The sequence below is a fragment of the Phyllobacterium calauticae genome (genome assembly GCF_019991125.1).
GTDB classification, from domain to species: Bacteria; Pseudomonadota; Alphaproteobacteria; order Rhizobiales; family Rhizobiaceae; genus Phyllobacterium; species Phyllobacterium calauticae.
Window position 1 is genome coordinate 20,664 of record NZ_JAGENB010000012.1, and the last position, 17,142, is coordinate 37,805.

Here is a 17,142-nt window from a genome sequence, read left to right on the forward strand (position 1 = left end):
GCCACATTTGTAAGCATGCCCAATTAATAGACTATAGCGTCATTGACAATATGTCGATAAAATGATGATATAAATTCGTCAAGGCGGAGGCAAGCAGAATGACGACTGGTCCGAAAGACCACACCACGGCGGATCTCGAACAATTTGCAACGGCACTGCCGAAGCATCTCAAACCCGTCTCCTCCATTGGTCCCATTGTCTCGTCAGCCCATCTTGCCGAGGGCGGTTCGCCCGGCCTTTCCGAAGTCGAATACGGCATGATCCTCGCCTCCCACGCCTTTTCCCGCTGGATGGTGCGCTGCATGGCGGCCGCCGGACTGCCGGGGCTTTCCGCCACGGAAATTCTCATTCTCCACTCCGTGCGGCATCGCGGCCGCGAAAAGAAGCTCGCCGACATCTGTCTGGTTCTCGATATCGAAGACACGCATGTCGCCACCTATGCCATCCGCAAGCTGGAAGCGGCCGGGCTCGTCACCACCGGCAAGGCCGCCAAGGAAAAGACGATCAAGATTACCAACAAGGGCGCCGATGCCTGCACGCGCTACGCCCAGATTCGCGAGCGGCTGTTCGTGGCATCGACGACCAATGCCCGGCCGGCCGAGGATACGCTGTCGGAAATCGCCGCCGTTCTGCGCTTTCTCTCCGGCGCCTACGATCAGGCGGCCCGCGCCGCCACCACACTTTAAGGATAGCTGCGTGACCGATACTGCTTCAGCCCCGCTCTTGGCCGTGGACAATCTTTCCGTCGCGTTCGGTCCGTCGCGTGTCGTGGAGAATCTGAGCTTTTCGGTGCGGGCAGGGCGCACGCTTGCCATTGTCGGCGAATCCGGGTCGGGCAAGTCCGTGACCTCGCTTTCCGTCATGCGGCTTGCCGATATGATGGGCGGCCAGTTCCCCACCGGCCAGGTGCTGTTCGAAAGCCGCCAGGGGCGGATCGACCTGACCACCGCCACGCAGAAAACCATGCGCGGCATTCGCGGCAAGGAGATCGCCATGATCTTCCAGGAGCCGATGACCTCGCTCAACCCGGTGTTCACCATCGGCGACCAGATCGCCGAAGTTCTGATCCTGCATGAGGGCATGTCCAAACAGGCGGCGCTGGCCGAGGCCAGGAGGCTTCTGGACATGGTGCGCCTGCCCGACGCTGCCGATCTGCTTGGCCGCTACCCGCACCAGCTGTCCGGCGGCATGCGCCAGCGCGTCATGATCGCCATGGCGCTTGCCTGCCGTCCGAAACTGCTGATCGCCGATGAGCCGACAACCGCGCTCGATGTCACCATACAGGCGCAGATTCTGACCATCATCCGCGAGCTGCAGACCGAACTTGGCATGGCGGTGATCTTCATCACCCACGACATGGGCGTTGTCGCCGAAATGGCCGACGACGTGGTGGTGATGTGGAAAGGCCGGAAGGTCGAGGAAGGCCCGGTTGCCGATATTTTCGCCCGCCCGCAGCATCCCTATACCCAGACCCTGCTCGCCGCCGTACCAAAGCTCGGCAGCATGACCGGAGAGGCCTATCCCAAGCGCCTGCCGCTGACGGTCATGGACGGTGACACACCCCGCCTTGTCGGCGGCGAGCATGTTCAGGACACGGCCCGCTACGGCCTGCCGCCCGTCCTTTCAGTGCGTGATCTCGTCACCCGTTTCAATATCAAGAAGGGCATTTTCGGCGGCGTTACCCACCGGGTCCATGCGGTTGAGAAGGTTTCGTTCGACATCCATCCCGGCGAAACTCTTGCGCTTGTCGGCGAGTCCGGTTCGGGGAAATCCACGATCGGCCGCACGATCCAGCAACTGCAGAAAGAAACCTCGGGCACCATTCTGTTCGACGGGCGTCCCGTCTCATCGATGAATGGTACGGAACGGCAAAAGCTGCGGCAGGAAATCCAGTATATTTTCCAGGACCCGTTTGCCTCGCTCGATCCTCGCAAGACCGTCGGCTTCTCCATCGCCGAACCCATCCGCACCCACGCATTGATCAACGGCAGCAAGCCGATCCAGAAACGGGTCGATGAATTGCTGGAACGGGTCGGCCTGACCAGCGCCCATGCCAGCCGCTATCCGCACGAGTTTTCCGGCGGCCAGCGCCAGCGCGTCTGCATTGCCCGCGCGCTTGCTTCCAATCCCAAACTGATCATTGCCGACGAGGCGCTGTCGGCGCTCGACGTGTCCATTCAGGCGCAAATCCTCAACCTGTTCATGGAATTGCAGGAGCAGCAGGGCCTCTCCTATCTCTTCATCAGCCATGACATGGCTGTCGTTGAAAAGATGAGCCATCGCGTCGCCGTGCTTTATCTGGGCCAGGTCGTGGAAATCGGCACCCGCCAGCAGATCTTCGAAACCCCGGCGCATCCCTATACCCAGCGCCTTTTGTCGGCAGTCCCCGTGGCTGATCCCGCGCGCGCGCGCAACCGGACCATGCTGGAAGGCGAAATACCAAGCCCCATTCGCCGCGTCGGCGACGAACCTGCCATTTTCAAGCGAACCGAAATTGCACCCGGCCACTTTGTGGCGAGTGCCGCCTGAACCACAACGTCTACATATAATGAGGAGAACACAACAATGATAAGAACACGACGGGGAATACATGCAGCGTTTCTGGCGCTGGGTCTTGCAGGGACAGCCTTGCTCGCAGCACCCGCATGGGCGGCGGGTACGCTGACCATTTCGTCGCCGCAGGACCCGGGCAGCTGGGATCCGATCGATACATTTCTCGTCAACTGGGCCTCGGTTGCCACCAATATCTATGATGGCCTGACCTATCGCGGCGCCGATCTGAAACTGGTGCCCGGCCTTGCCACCGCCTGGGAAGAGCTGGACGAGGGCAAGCGCATCCGCTTCACCCTGCGCGAAGGCGTGAAATTCCATGACGGCGAACCCTTCAATGCGGAAGCCGTCAAATTCACCTTCGACCGTCTTCTCGGCGAAGAAGGCAAGAAGGGTCCGCAGCGTTCCAACTATGCCGCCATCGACAAGGTGGAAATTATCGACGCCAAGACCGTCGATTTCCATCTGAAGGCGCCGGATCCGGTGCTTCTGACCAAGCTTGCCGGTTATGGCGCGATGATCGTGCCGCCGAAATACATCCAGGAAAAGGGTGACGATTATTTCAACGCCCATCCCGTCGGCACCGGCCCGTTCAAGGTCGTCGCCTACGAGCCGAAGATCGGCATCAAGCTCGAAGCCTTTGCCGACCATTGGGGCGGTGCACCAAAACTCTCCAACCTCGAATATCGCTTCATCGCGGAACCTGCGACGGCCGTTGCCGAATTGCAGGCAGGCCGTGTCGATCTGGTCATTCCTCCCACAATTCCCGTCGGCATGATCCCGACCATTCAGGCCGATCCGAAGCTGGAAGTGGTCAGCACCGCCGGACCGACCGTCTATGCCCTGCGCTTCAACACCAAGAGCGGACCGACGGCGGATGAACGGGTGCGCAAGGCTTTGATCCTTGGCGTTGATCGCGATGCGATTATCCAGACCATCCTTGGCGGCCAGGCAGCACCGATTGCCAGCTTCCAGGGCGCCCTGTCCTTCGGCAATGATCCCGACATGAAGCCGCTGCCCTACGATCCGGAGAAAGCCAAAGCCCTGCTGAAGGAAGCGGGCATTGCAGCGGGCACCACGCTGCAGATCGACGTGCGCGGCAACGACTCCACCTTCAACGAGGTGTCGCAGGCCATCGCCAGCTATCTCCAGGTCATCGGGCTCAACGCCACGATCAAGCCCTACGAAACCAACGTCCTGCTCAACGACATCATTCCGGCGGGCAAGACCGGTGCGATGTTCGAACAGGCATGGGGCGGCTGGACGCTCGACTACGATAACACCGCCTATTCCATGTATCACTCGGGTGAAAAGTGGAACCCCTATGACAGCGATCCCAAGCTGGATGCGCTGCTGGAATCGCAGCGCTCCATTACCGACCGGGCAAAGCGCGAGGAAATCCTCAAGTCCATCGCCCACTACACGGCGGATCGGGCGCTGGAAATTCCGCTCTACAATTACAATGCCATTTTCGGCGTGAGCAAGCGCGTGAAGAATTTTACGCCTGTCCCCGACAGCCGCCTGCGGCTGACGGATGTCACGGTCGAGTAGCAAAACAGGCCCGTCGCCTTTCAAGGGGCGGCGGGCCAAGGATTGAAGGATAGAGACGTGGCTGGTTTTCTCATCAAACGCTTTCTGCAGGCGATCTTCGTCGTCATTGTCGTGACGCTCATCGTGGCGTTCGCCATTCGCCTCACCGGCGACCCGGCGCTGATGCTGACACAAGGCGCAGGCAGCGTCACCGAAGCGGACCTTGTCCGCATCCGCGAGGCGCTCGGTCTCAACCAACCGTTTCTTGTCCAGTATTTCGGCTTCATCAAGGGGTTGTTCACGCTGGATTTCGGCCGCAGCTTCCTTGGCGGCACGAAGGTCTCCACCCTGCTCGCCGCCGCCTTGCCCGCGACGCTGCTCCTTGCCTTCTCCTCCCTGATCGTTTCCATCGCCATCTCGATCCCGCTCGGCATCAAGGCAGCAACGTCGCGGGGCAAGTGGGCGGATCAGGCGATCCGCATCCTGTCGCTGGTCGGCCTGTCCTTCCCGAATTTCTGGCTGGCGCTCATGCTGGTGCTTTTGTTCGCCATCACGTTGAAATGGCTACCGCCAAGCGGCATGAACGGTTTCGAGAGTTTCATCATGCCCGCTGTAACCATGGGTATCATCCTCACCGCCACCAATGTGCGCCTGGTGCGCACCGCCATGCTGGAAACCCTCAATTCGCAATACATCATGGTGGCCCGCGCCAAGGGCCTCAGCGAGAATGTCGTGCTGTACAAGCACGCGCTGCGCAATTGCGCCATTCCGCTGATCACCTATTTCGGCCTGCAGTTCGGCGGCCTGCTCGGCGGTATCGTGGTGGTCGAGCGCGTGTTCAACTGGCCGGGTCTCGGCACACTCGCATTCGATGCGGTCGGCGCGCGCGACTATCCCGTGCTGCAGGCGGTCATCACAGTCCTTTCCCTGATGATCATCGGCGTCAATCTTCTCGTCGACATCGCCTATGGCCTTGTCGACCCGCGCATCCGGACGGAGTAAGCCCATGTCTGCCGTAGCCTCCACCCCTCGATTTGCGCGGTTCCGCAATCTGGAATTCATCCTCGGCGCGCTGCTCGCCGGCGGCATGTGCCTCGCCGTCATCTTCTCCAGCGTCATCTTTCCGGGCGGCGCTGAAAAGATCGACCTGATGGCACGCCTGCTGCCGCCTTTCGTGAAATGGGCGCATCCTTTCGGCACCGATCCGCTTGGCCGTGACGTGCTGGCGCGGGTGATCACTGGCGGCAAGATTTCGCTGCAGGTCGGGTTCATCTCCGTTGCCGGCGCTGTCGTCATCGGCGTGGTAATGGGCCTGATCTCCGGTTATTACCGCGGCTTCTGGGACATGGTGGTGATGCGGTTTGCCGATGTGCAGCTCGCCATGCCGTTCATCCTTCTTGCCATCACCTTCATTGCCATTGCCGGCGGCGGCCTGACCAACATGATCATCCTGCTGATCGTCTCGCAATGGGTGCAATATGCCCGGCTGGTGCGCGGCTCGGTGCTGTCGTTGCGGGACCGGGAATTCATCCTCTCGGCGCGTGCCATCGGTGTGAAAGACCACCGCATTCTGTTCCAGCATCTGCTGCCCAACCTGATCGGCCCGGTCATCGTGCTGATGACCCTCAACGTCGCCACCAACATCCTGCTGGAGAGCAGCCTGACCTTTCTCGGCCTTGGTGTCGATCCGCTGATCCCGAGCTGGGGCGGCATGCTCGCGGACGGGCGCACCTACCTGCAGAATGCGTGGTGGGTCAGCGTCTTTCCCGGCCTTGCCATTCTCCTGACCGTACTGGGCTTGAACCTTCTGGGCGATTGGCTGCGCGACAGCCTTGATCCCACCGGACGAACATCGCGCTAATCAACAGTGAATTGAAATGACACTTATTTATGAAAGCGGTTTCAACCGCACCCTCGACCAGCTCCTTGCAACCTATGGCGAGGCGGCCGCCCGTGGCACGCGCTTCGAAGCCTGGCTGTTCGAGGATGCGCCGAGCCGCCGCGCCGCCGAGGCAAGGCTTGCGGCTTTCGGTGTCGAGGCACGCCTGCACAGCGCCTACAAGCCGCTCCTGCATTTCTTTCTTGAGGACGTAAATACGGATGCGCTCAAGAGCATTACCATCGCCTATCCCGTGCACGAAAACTGCCCGCAGAACCGCTTTCTCCTCGAGACCTATCCGCTGGCAGCGCTGACCGGCACCGCCGAGCTGCGCTTTGAAACCGGCAGCAGTGCACCCTTCACCTATGACGTGACGCTGGTCTACAAGGACGGCCGCAGGGCTGAGCACAAGGTTTTCGCCCCCAATCGGATCAATATGGATTTCATCGGCGAAACCCTTGTCTCGCCCACCGGCTGGATCAGGCTGAACGGCGCCTTCGAGGGCACACGCCTCGAGACCGACTATGAGGCCCTGTTCGCCAATGCCATGCGCGCCGTGATCGATCACGACTGGGGCAATACCGAGCCCTATTTCGGCGAGCTCAACATCCGCGCAACTCTGCCCATGGCCGACCAGCCGCTGCCATTCGGCGATGAAGTCATCAGCCTGCGCGAGGCGCTGCACGAAGACTTCTATTTTTCTCTGCTGGAAGTATTCCAGAAAAAATCCGGCCGTCCGCTCGGCGACCGCGGGCTGCAGCCCGGCCAGATCATCCCGGAGATTGTCCGGGGCGAGGGCGCCCCAGCGGTCCGGATCGAAACCCGCACGCTCGATACATCCGAAGTATCCGGCGAGGCACAGTCTCTTGCGACGGCGCATGCGCCCATCTTCGTTGCACAGGTCCGCACGGAACTTTCCGGCATCGAGGGCGAAACTTTCGAGGCACGCTCCCGTGCCGGGAGGGTGGTTCAAGCCCGCTACCACAGGGGCACCGATGCCGCCGTCATGATCAGCGGCGGCCAGCACCCGAATGAAACAACCGGTATCATCGGTGCGTTGCGCGGAGCGCAGGCACTGGCAGATCGTCCCGGCGCGCACTTCACCATTTCGCCGCTGGAAAATCCGGATGGTTACGCCGTGCACCATCGTCTGCGCACCGACAATCCGCGGCATATGCACCATGCGGCGCGCTACACGGCGCTGGGCGACGACCTGGAATACCGCACCGCCGCTCAGCCTTACGAGAAAGCGATCCGCTTTGAGGCACTGCGCCTGAGTGGCGCACGCCTGCACATCAACCTACATGGCTACCCCGCCCATGAATGGACACGGCCGCTTTCCGGTTATGTGCCGCGCGGCTTTGCCATGTGGACCTTGCCGAAAGGTTTCTTCCTCATCATGCGTTACCAGCACGGATGGGAAGAGCGGGCCGAGCACTTCATCGATGCGGTGACCCGGCGCCTGGCCGCCGTGCCGGGGCTCGTCGCCTTCAACGACAGGCAGATCAGCCTCTACGAAACCCATGCGGGTGAAACCGGTTTCCGCATCATCAACGGCTTTCCCTGCCTGATCTCGGTCGATGACAGGCATGACGTGCCGTTGACGCTGATCACGGAATACCCCGATGAAACGATATATGGCGACGCGTTCATCGCCGGACATACCGCGCAGATGGAAACGGTTCTTGCCGCATATGATGCGTTTCAGATGATCGAATCCGTGGCCTGAACAAGGATCATCAGCGCCTGTCGACGCGCTTCAGGAAACTCAGCACCGCCCCATTGAACAGCTCCGGCCTCTGTAGCGGGGCAAAATGGCTGACGCCGGGCAGGCTGATCAGTTCGGCACCGGGAATGCTGCGGGCGAGATAGGCAGCGTGTTCGGGTTTGATGAACTCGTCATGCTCGCTCTGCACGATGGCAACAGGCACGCGGATTCTGCCGAGATCGGCGGTGTTATAATTGGGTTCGGTCTGCATCATCAGGCTGACCGCGCCGACAAAAGCGTCGAAGTCATCCGGCGTTGCCGAAAGCGCGGCGTAATCCTTCTTATGGCGGGCAAAACACCGGTCGATCACTGGCGTCGGAACGAATTCCCGGGTGCCGCTCGGATCCATGTTGCAGCCGAAGAAGAAAACACCCGTGACGCGATCCGGCTTTTGGCTGGCAAGCACCAGCGCAATGCAGGCACCGTCGCTCCAGCCGACAAGTGCCGCTTTTGCAAGCTGCAATCTATCCATCACAGCGAGAACATCCGACGCCATCAGGTGATAGGTATAGGGTCGCTCGTCCCGCGTGCTGCGACCATGGCCGCGGCTGTCGATGAGAATGACCCGGTGGCCGGAATGGACCAGGGCAGGAACCTGATACCCCCAGTTGCCGCTGTGACCGAGGCCGCCATGCAGGAGGATCACCGGAGCGCCGGAGCCGTAGGACGCATACCAGATCCGCGCGCCATCATGCTCGACATAGCCTTCACCGCTTGCCGCGGGCAAAGGCGCCGCGCCATCCGCCTCGAACATCGTCAGATCGTCGTCCTTGAATGTCATGGCGCCCCCAGTCGGAACAAGGCTTCAATGGGCAAGGCTCGACACGCCAAGCAGCTGATGAACCGTTTCATCGTCCCTGGACAACTGCTCCGACGAGCCGTCCCAGACGATGCGACCGCGTTCGAGAATAATGACACGCTCGGCAAATTCCAAGGCGCTCTGGATGCGCTGCTCCACCAGGAGGATCGTCATTTCACCGCTGGAAGCGAGGCGTGAAAACGCCGCCATCAGTTCCTCGCAGATAACCGGCGCCAGTCCCTCCAGCGGTTCGTCCAGAAGCAACAGGGAAGGGCGGCCAAGGATGGTGCGGGCCGTGGACAGCATCTGTTGTTCGCCGCCTGACAGTTTTGAACCGGAATTGGTGCGCCGTTCGTACAGGCGCGGAAACATGTCATAGGCTTCCTGCAATGCGCTGCGCGGCCTGCCTTTCAGGCCGACGAAAAGATTCTCCTCCACCGTCAGCGATGGAAAAATCGCCCGCGACTGCGGAACGAAACCGAGCCCGCTCCAGGCGCGCGCGGCGCTGTCCATCGCGGTCAGGTCGCTGTTGCCGAGTTTGATGGTCCCGTCATAGCGCTTCGTCTGTCCGGCAAGTGTTGCGAATAGTGTCGTCTTGCCGACGCCGTTGCGGCCGAGCACGGCCACGCGTGACCCGGCTGCCGCGGTGAAAGAAATATTCTCGATCACCCGCGTCGGGCCATAGCCCGCGCACAGGTTTTCCACTTCAAGCTGCGCTGCTGGCATGGGCATAGCTCCCCAGATAGGCTTCGCGCACCCGCGCATCTTCGGTCACGTCGCGTGGCGAACCATCGAAGATGACCGCCCCGGCAGCCAGCACCACGACGCGCTTGGCAAAGCGGAAAACAAGATCCATGTCATGCTCGATCATCAGCACCGCGAGATCACCCGGCAATTGCGCAAGCGCATTTTCGATCAGGAACGTATCGCTGTGCGGCACGCCCGCCGCCGGTTCATCCAGCAGCAGCACCTTCGGGCGCAGCGCCATCGCCAGGGCAATTTCCAGGAGGCGCTGCTGGCCATAGGCGATCGCGCCCACCGGCACGGATGCAAGCGCACCAAGATTGAGCGTTTCAAGGATGCCGCGCATTTCGCGCATCACCTGCGGCATGGCATGAAAATTCCCGGCCATGCGCCCGGATTTGCCCTCGCGTTGCAGGATGGCCAGCGCCACATGCTCCTCGGGCGTCATTTCCGAGAACAACCGGGTGACCTGAAAGGAACGCACGAGCCCGGCACGCACGCGCCGCATCGGACTGAAGCGGGAGATATCCTCGCCATCCATCAGCACCCGTCCGGAACTCGCCTGCAGGTGCCCGGTCACCAGATTGACGAAGGTGGTTTTCCCCGCGCCATTCGGGCCGATCAGCGCCAGCCGGTCTCCCCGTGCCATGGACAGCGAAACATCCCGGGTGACATCCAGCCCGCCAAAGGATTTTTTCAGCCGTTCGACTGCAAAGACCGTACTCATGGCTTGCTCCTTGCAAAACGTCTGGCGAGATCTGCCGCCGTGCCATAGAGCCCCTTCGGCGCGAAGAGCACCACTGCAATCAGCAAGGCGCCGACAATGGTCAGCCAGTGAAACGGATTGGCGGCGGAGACCACATGTTCGAACCACATGAACACGACCGTGCCGGCAAGCGCGCCAAAGAGCGAGCCCGCACCGCCCAGCACCAGCATGACCAGCGCCTCGGCTGAGTTGGTGAAGCTCAGGCTGTCAAGCCCGACGACCTGCGTTGACACCGCATTGAGCGCACCGCCAATGCCGGCAACGGCGCCCGATATCACATACATCCTGATCAGGCTCGCCTTGACCGAAGCGCCCATGGCGCTGACGCGGACAGGGTCCTGGCGGATACCGCGGCACAGCATGCCGAAGGGCGAGCGCACGAGGATACGCAGGAGAACAAAGACAGCGATGAGCAGGACGATACCGAAGACGTAGGCCGTCCGCCCCCAGAGATCGAAGGCAAAGAGCCCAAGCAGCGGATCGGGTGCGATGCCGGAAAGGCCGTCGCTGCCGCCGGTATAGGTGGACGCCTTGTTGGCCGCTTCATGGAAGAGGTGAATGACCGCAATGGACAGGACCAGTTGCGCAAGGCCATGGCCGCGCAGGATGACGACACCGGAGACAAGACCGGCAACGGCTCCGGCGATCGCGCCAATACCGATCATGCTCAACGGTTCGGTGATGCCAAAGGTGACGGCCGCAATGCCTGCCGCATAGGCCCCCGCACCGAACAGCGCAGCATGGCCGAGGGTTGCAACACCGCAATAGCCGGTGACGAGGTCAAGCGACAGCACCAGCAGCATGATGGCGATGATGCGGGTCAAAAGTGCCAGATTGTCCGGAAACAGGACGTAGCCGCCGATAGCAGCCAGGAGGATGACGGCAACGCCGATAAGATCACGCTGCCACGGCCTGCCCGTGCGGACAGCCGGAGCGGCGGACGGGGAGATGTCGGTGGCACTCATGTCATTTCGCCCTTCCGAGAAGGCCGCGCGGGAACACCCAGACGATCGCAATCACCGCGAGATAGAAGAAGAATTCGCCATATTCGGGCACGAGATAGCGTCCTGTCGTGTCGATGGCGCCAAGCAGAAGGCAGGCAATGAGGGCGCCCGGAATGGAACCGGCACCGCCGACCGAAACGACGACGAGGAAGGTCACCATATAGCGCAGCGCATAATAGGGCTCGACGGGCAAAAGTTCCGCACCGATCACGCCGCCGAAGGCAGCAAGCCCCACAGCGAGCGCAAAGCTTGCGGCATAAACGATCCGCGTGCGCACGCCGAGCGAAGCGGCCATGGCGGTGTTGTCGACGGAGGCGCGCAGCTTGACCCCGAACGAGGTGCGCTCGATGAGGAACCACAGGCCGAGCGCCACGGCGACGCCGCAAGCAATGGCAAACAGCTTGTGGGCGGCGATGGTGCGGAAACCGAGATTGACCGGACCCTGCAGGTCGGCGGGAAGGGGAATGGTTTTCAATGTCGGGCCAAAGACATAATTGGCGAGGCCGATGACGCAGAAGGTGATGCCGATGGTCATCAGCACCTGCGTCAGTTCCGGCGCGCCATAGATGCGGCGATAGAGGAAGCGCTCCAGCGGAATAGCGATGACGATCGTGCCGATGACGGCGAGAATGATGGCAAAACCGTAGCCAAGGCCCAGATCGCGCGCCGCATAGGACGCGATATAGCCGCCGATCATGGCGAAGGCGCCATGGGCAAGGTTGACGACGCGCATCAGCCCCATGGTCACGGACAGGCCGATGGAGATGATGAAAAGCACCATCCCGTAGGCGAGCGCATCGACGCCTATGCTGAAGAAAACCTGCATCAGATCATCCCGGTCACGGAAAGAAGGCTATCACCCCCCTCTGGGCTTCCGCCCATCTCCCCCACAAGGGGGGAGATCACATCGACATCTGCACGTGTACTGACTTTGCGATGTCTCAGAACTGACTGAAACAGTGATGCAGGCTGATCTCCCCCCTTGTGGGGGAGCTGTCCGGCAGGACAAAGGGGGGTACCTGAATCAGATAAATTTCGCATCGGCTATCGCCTACTTGGCCGCAGCCAGACCGGGGTCGGGCTGTTTCTCGAACGTCTTGATTTCCTTGTTGTAATAGGCGCCGTCGCTGCCCTTGGCGACTTCGCGCAGATAGATGTTCTGCGTGATGTGCCGGGTTTCCGGATCGATGGACACCGGACCGCGCGGGCTTTCCCAGGCAAGGCCCTTCACCGCATCGACTGCCTTCTTGGCATCCTGCTTGCCGCCGGTGGCTTCGATCATCTTGTAGATCACATGCATGCCGTCATAGGCGCCGACTGAAGGGAATGAAAGTTCTGCCGGATTGCCGATGGCCTTGCGCGCCGCCTCGACAAAGGCCCTGTTCTCGGGCGAGTCATGCGCAATGGCATAATGGAACGTGGTGAGGATACCGAGCGCCGCATCGCCAAGCGCCGGCAGATCGGATTCCTGCGTCAGATCGCCGGGCGCAAGAAACTGCACACCCGCTTCCTTCAGGCCATTTTCATTATAGGCTTTGACAAAACCCAGCGTCGTCGGGCCCGACGGCAGAAACGCAAAGACCGCCTGCGCCCCGGAATTGCGCACGCGCTGCATGACCGGGCTGAAATCATTGGTCGACAGCGGCATGCGGATGGATTCGACGACCTTGCCGCCTTCCTTCTCGAAGGTGGTCTTGAACGCGTTTTCCGCATCCACGCCCGGCCCGTAATCGCTGACCACGGTGATGGCTTTCTCGATACCGCGCTCGCGGGCAATTTTGGCCATCGGCGCGGACGTCTGCCAGGTGGTGAACGATGTGCGCACCACATAGGGGCTCTTGGTGACAATGGCCGAGGTCGCCGCATTCATGACCACCAGCGGCACATTGGCCTGCTGCAGCAGCGGCGTGACAGCCATGGCATCGGGGGTGAAATAGAAGCCCGCGAGATACTGCACGCCTTCCTTCACCACCAGTTCCTGTGCCAGCGCCTTTGATTGCGCGGGGTCAGCCTGCGGCACGTCGCGGTACAGCACTTCGATGGTATCATTGCCGATCTTGTTGCCATGGGTGGCGATATAGGCGTCAATGCCGGCCTTGAAGTTCTTGCCCTGAATGGCGAACGGGCCCGAGAACGGGCCGACCACGCCAATCTTGATCACATCCGCATAGGCCACGCCGCCAAGCAGGACGGCTGCCGCTGCAGCCAGAATAAGCTTTTTCATCATTCCTCCCTTTGATCCCCTGCCGGCCAGATCATTCTCCTCATCTGGACCGTTTGGAATGTTTCGTTCAATGTCTCATACCGGTTGGTAATGTAAAATGAAAACTATGCGCTATTGCATAATCCCTGAGTTATGATTGTTCCGGCGACTTGCCGTTTCCGAGCCCCGTTATGGAAGACAACAGGCTGCCCGTCGCCTGCAGCGATGTCGCTGATGCCATGACCATGGACGGCAGGATCATCCACTCCAGGGTCCACGCCGCGCCGGACCGCTCCTGCTCGTGCACCAGCGCCTGGTGCATGCCGGAAAGCTGCGTGGCGTTGTAGCGGGCGAGTGTGACAAGCAGTTCAGCCTGAACCGGATTCTGCTTGTGCGGCATCGCCGATGAACTTCCCCCGCCACGAAGGCTGATCTCGCCGCCGGATTGTGCAAGCAAGGCAATATCCTGCCCGATTTTTCCCAGACTGCCCGTCACGAGCGAAAGGAAACCGGCGAAATCTGCGATACGGTCGCGCTGGCTGTGCCACTGCGGCGCGTCATGCAGGCCAAGCGCCGCGGCAAGGCGCTGTCGAACGGCATTCGCCTTATCGCCAAGCTTTTCCAGCGTGCCCGCTGCGCCGCCCAGTTGAATGACCGGAAAAGCCCGGGTGAGAAAGGTGAGCCTTTGCCTGTCGCGAAACAAGGGTGCCCGCCACGCGTCGATGCGGTCATGCACGGTGATGGGGATAGCCGCCTGCATGCGCGTATGCCCCATCAGGCTGTTTGCGCCAAAGGCAGCCTCGAGCCCATCCAACCCCGCAATCACATCGTCCAGCCCCTCGGCAAGACAGGCAATGGCAGGCTTCAGCCGGATCATCAGGCTCGTATCGATGACATCCTGACTGGTTGCGCCGAAATGCAGGGCGTTCCGATGTTCCTCAGGAATGACAGCACGCAGCTGCCGCATCAGTTCCGGCACAACGACACCGTCGCGGGCGGTAGCGGCCTTCAAGGCCATCATATCAGGCACGAAAGACCGGCAGGCTGTTGCAATTGCCCGCGCGGCATCGGCGGAGATGACCGCTTCATCCGCCTGTGCCTGCGCCAGTGCCGCCTCGAAATCGAGCATGGCGGCAATATCGGCGCTGGCGGAAAACCAGTCCGCCGCCGCTTGCGCGCCGAGAAGGCCGGAAAGAAACGGATGATCGAAGGGCGAGATACTCATCGGTCAGATATCGAAGAAGACAGTTTCCTTCTCCCCCTGCAGATGGATATCGAAATGGAAGGTCGAACCATCCTTACGGGCGAGAAGCGTCGGCACGCGGTTGCGGTGCTCGATGCGCTGCAGCACCGGGTCTTCGGCGTTCGCGGCCTCTTCATCAGCGAAATACAGGCGGGTCTGCAGACCGATATTGATGCCGCGCGCCACGATCCACAGCGTCACATGCGGTGCCATCAGCCTGCCGTCCTTATAGGGCACACGGCCGGGCCTGATCGTCTCGAACACATAGTCGCCGGTTTCCATATCCGTCGGGCAGCGGCCCCATCCGGTGAAATTCACATCGGCTGTACCGCGCATTTCCGAGGGGCTGTTGTACAGTCCCGCAGCATCCGCCTGCCAGATTTCCACCAGCGCATCGCGCAGCGGCGTGCCGGTGCCATCAAAAATCCGGCCGCGCAACGTGATGCGTTCACCCAGCGTCTTGTCATTGACCATGGCAATGCCGAGATCGGTTGCATAGACACCCGTTATGCCGGAGAAATTCGGCGTGCAGCCGATATGCACATAGGGTCCCGCCGTCTGGGACGGTGTTTCCTTCAGAAAGCCCAAGGACTGAACCATCAATTGCCCTCCAGGCGGTTCTCGAACAGCGTGGAACGGCGCCCGCGCAGCACGATATCAAACTTGTAGGCGCGCGCATCCATGGGGATGGTGTTCTGGCGGTCGAGCGCGGCGATCAATTGCTCGATGGCCGCCTTGTCGGGGATCGATTTGACGATGGGGCATTGCCAGATCATCGGATCGCCCTCGAAATACATCTGCGTGATCAGCCGCTGGGCAAATCCGTGCCCGAAAACGGAAAAATGGATATGGGCCGGACGCCAGTCATTGACGCCGTTCGGCCAGGGATAGGCGCCGGGCTTGACCGTGCGGAACCGGTAATAGCCATCCTCGTCCGTGATGGTGCGGCCGCAGCCGCCAAAGTTCGGATCGAGCGCCGCGAGATAACCCTCGCGCTTGTGGCGGTAGCGTCCACCGGCATTGGCCTGCCAGAATTCGAGCAGCGCACCCGCCACACCGACACCGCGCTCGTCCACCACGCGGCCATGCACGATGATGCGCTGGCCGATGGCGCTTTCACCCGGCCGGGCAAAATTGTGGATCAGGTCCGCATCCAGTTCGCCGAGCAGCGCATGACCGAACACCGGCCCGGTGATTTCCGACAGTGTATTGTCGAGCGACAACAGCGCCCGTTGCGGCGAGCGGACGACGCTTGTCTTGTAATCCGGCGTATAGGCAGGCGGATGCCATTGCCTGTCGCGCTGGAAGAATGCTCCGGTTTCCGGTTTTCTATTGGACACAGTTGCCTCCCGTCACGCGGCCTGTCCGGCCTCGAGTTCCTTATAGACCTGCTTTGCCAGCTTGATGGCATGGTTTGCCGCCGGAACACCCGCATAAATTGCAACATGCAGCAGGGCTTCGCAGATATCGTCCTGTGTCGCACCCGTATTGGCCGTCGCGCGGATATGCATGGTCAATTCGTCATCCTGGCCGAGCGCAGCCAAAAGCGCGATGGTGACAATCGAGCGTTCGCGCTTGCTCCAGCCGGGCCGCGACCAGACATGCCCCCAGGCCGCCTCGGTGATCAGTTCCTGGAAGGGCTGATCGAAATCGGTCTTGGTGGTTTCCACCCGGTTGACATGCTCTTCGCCCAGCACGACGCGGCGCGTGGCCATGCCCTGCAGATAACGACGCGATGGGGCAGCCGTATCCGTCATGATTTCCCTCCAAGCTTGAATTCATCGACAAAGGCCCTGATCACGGCGACCAGCGTTTCCGGCTGTTCGACACAGGGAATATGGCCGGCATCCCGGATCACTTCATAGCGCGCACGCGGGATGAGCTTTGCCAGTTCGAGCACCAGATCCGGCGGCGTCGAGCCGTCCTGATCGCCGACGACGCAGATGGCAGGCACCGCGATGCGCTTTGCCGCTTCGGTGAAATCCGCATCGCGCAGCGCCGCGCAGGTACCGCCATAGCCATCGGCAGGCTGGCGGATGAGCATGTTGCGGTAGCCGGTCAGATCATTGGCCCGCTCCCGGTGGAAGGCAGGGGTGAACCAGCGCTGCAGGATCGTGTCGGCAATGGATGCGATGCCATTCCGGTTCACCGCGTCGATGCGCGCATTCCAGAATTCGGCTGTGCCGATCCTGTGCGCGGTATCGCACAGGACCAGAGCCTGCACGAGTTCCGGCCGCGTGGCATAAAGGCCCTGCGCCACGAGCCCGCCGACGGACAGACCGCAAATGACGGCATCCTTGACCGAGAGGTAGTCGAGCAAACCCGCGAGATCACCGACATGGTCATCGATGCTGTAAGGAGGCGTGCCCAGATCGGAAAGGCCATGTCCGCGCATGTCATAGGTAACGATCGCAAACTCTCCGACCAGACGCACGATCACGTCACGCCAGATGCGAAAATCCGTACCGAGGGAGTTGGCGAAAACCAGCACGGGCTTGCCTGCGGGCGCGCTGATCAACTGGTAATGCAGCGTGACGCCATTGATGTGAGCAAATTGCACCGAAGTCCTCCCGGTCAGTTATGTCGATAATGGATTATGCATTTGGTTCAGTAAAATGATATCTTGCCGCATTCGCTTAACCCCGGGGTTATGAAA

Annotated in this window: 17 protein-coding genes; 6 read left to right on the top strand and 11 right to left on the bottom strand. The window is 61.1% G+C overall.

Features of this window, described 5'->3' with window-relative positions; all coding sequences use genetic code 11:
• Positions 1–98 precede the first annotated feature (98 nt).
• From J1W56_RS24420 to J1W56_RS24445, 6 genes are read left to right on the top strand one after another with little or no spacing between them, the layout of a single operon-like run.
• Positions 99–686 (top strand): winged helix DNA-binding protein, encoded by a 588-nt coding sequence (locus tag J1W56_RS24420; protein WP_105735062.1) that lies wholly within the window; start codon positions 99–101, stop codon positions 684–686.
• Between the two features lie 10 nt (positions 687–696).
• On the top strand, positions 697–2,529 hold the full coding sequence (locus J1W56_RS24425) for an ABC transporter ATP-binding protein (RefSeq protein WP_223615884.1): 1,833 nt from the start codon (positions 697–699) through the stop codon (positions 2,527–2,529).
• 36 nt (positions 2,530–2,565) lie between these two features.
• Positions 2,566–4,101 (top strand): ABC transporter substrate-binding protein, encoded by a 1,536-nt coding sequence (locus J1W56_RS24430; protein ID WP_223615885.1) that lies wholly within the window; start codon positions 2,566–2,568, stop codon positions 4,099–4,101.
• Between the two features lie 57 nt (positions 4,102–4,158).
• Positions 4,159–5,082: an ABC transporter permease gene (locus tag J1W56_RS24435; protein ID WP_223615886.1), complete on the top strand. Its 924-nt coding sequence runs from the start codon at positions 4,159–4,161 to the stop codon at positions 5,080–5,082.
• 4 nt (positions 5,083–5,086) lie between these two features.
• Entirely contained in the window at positions 5,087–5,941 is an 855-nt protein-coding gene (locus J1W56_RS24440; RefSeq protein ID WP_223615887.1) for an ABC transporter permease, read from the top strand.
• A gap of 16 nt (positions 5,942–5,957) precedes the next feature.
• Positions 5,958–7,688: a M14 family metallopeptidase gene (locus J1W56_RS24445; RefSeq protein WP_223615888.1), complete on the top strand. Its 1,731-nt coding sequence runs from the start codon at positions 5,958–5,960 to the stop codon at positions 7,686–7,688.
• 10 nt (positions 7,689–7,698) lie between these two features.
• On the opposite strand, the gene J1W56_RS24450 is transcribed toward J1W56_RS24445, so the two are convergent.
• From J1W56_RS24450 to pcaD, 11 genes are all read right to left on the bottom strand, one after another.
• Positions 7,699–8,508 carry an alpha/beta fold hydrolase gene (locus tag J1W56_RS24450; RefSeq protein ID WP_223615889.1) on the bottom strand — a complete coding sequence of 270 codons (810 nt, stop codon included), beginning with the start codon at positions 8,506–8,508 and terminating at the stop codon, positions 7,699–7,701.
• Between the two features lie 24 nt (positions 8,509–8,532).
• Positions 8,533–9,252 carry an ABC transporter ATP-binding protein gene (locus J1W56_RS24455; protein WP_223615890.1) on the bottom strand — a complete coding sequence of 240 codons (720 nt, stop codon included), beginning with the start codon at positions 9,250–9,252 and terminating at the stop codon, positions 8,533–8,535.
• Positions 9,233–9,997, bottom strand: coding sequence for an ABC transporter ATP-binding protein (locus J1W56_RS24460; protein WP_223615891.1), 765 nt, complete (start codon positions 9,995–9,997; stop codon positions 9,233–9,235). Before J1W56_RS24460 ends, J1W56_RS24455 begins: the two co-directional genes overlap by 20 nt.
• The gene (locus J1W56_RS24465; protein WP_223615892.1) at positions 9,994–11,001 is read right to left on the bottom strand and encodes a branched-chain amino acid ABC transporter permease; all 1,008 of its coding nucleotides are present in this window, start codon (positions 10,999–11,001) and stop codon (positions 9,994–9,996) included. The genes J1W56_RS24460 and J1W56_RS24465 overlap by 4 nt, the downstream gene beginning before the upstream one ends.
• 1 nt (position 11,002) lies before the next feature.
• Positions 11,003–11,866, bottom strand: coding sequence for a branched-chain amino acid ABC transporter permease (locus J1W56_RS24470; protein WP_223615893.1), 864 nt, complete (start codon positions 11,864–11,866; stop codon positions 11,003–11,005).
• Between the two features lie 225 nt (positions 11,867–12,091).
• The gene (locus J1W56_RS24475; RefSeq protein ID WP_223615894.1) at positions 12,092–13,264 is read right to left on the bottom strand and encodes an ABC transporter substrate-binding protein; all 1,173 of its coding nucleotides are present in this window, start codon (positions 13,262–13,264) and stop codon (positions 12,092–12,094) included.
• 130 nt (positions 13,265–13,394) lie between these two features.
• Complete coding sequence (locus J1W56_RS24480; RefSeq protein ID WP_223615895.1) at positions 13,395–14,468, bottom strand: 3-carboxy-cis,cis-muconate cycloisomerase; 1,074 nt, start codon at positions 14,466–14,468, stop codon at positions 13,395–13,397.
• Between the two features lie 3 nt (positions 14,469–14,471).
• On the bottom strand, positions 14,472–15,086 hold the full coding sequence (pcaG, locus tag J1W56_RS24485; protein ID WP_223615896.1) for a protocatechuate 3,4-dioxygenase subunit alpha: 615 nt from the start codon (positions 15,084–15,086) through the stop codon (positions 14,472–14,474).
• A complete protein-coding gene (gene pcaH, locus J1W56_RS24490; RefSeq protein ID WP_223615897.1) occupies positions 15,086–15,826 on the bottom strand; it encodes a protocatechuate 3,4-dioxygenase subunit beta in 741 nt (246 codons plus the stop codon). The genes pcaG and pcaH overlap by 1 nt, the downstream gene beginning before the upstream one ends.
• A gap of 12 nt (positions 15,827–15,838) precedes the next feature.
• The gene (gene pcaC, locus J1W56_RS24495; RefSeq protein ID WP_223615898.1) at positions 15,839–16,243 is read right to left on the bottom strand and encodes a 4-carboxymuconolactone decarboxylase; all 405 of its coding nucleotides are present in this window, start codon (positions 16,241–16,243) and stop codon (positions 15,839–15,841) included.
• Positions 16,240–17,046 carry a 3-oxoadipate enol-lactonase gene (gene pcaD, locus J1W56_RS24500; RefSeq protein WP_223615899.1) on the bottom strand — a complete coding sequence of 269 codons (807 nt, stop codon included), beginning with the start codon at positions 17,044–17,046 and terminating at the stop codon, positions 16,240–16,242. The genes pcaC and pcaD overlap by 4 nt, the downstream gene beginning before the upstream one ends.
• Positions 17,047–17,142: the final 96 nt, after the last annotated feature.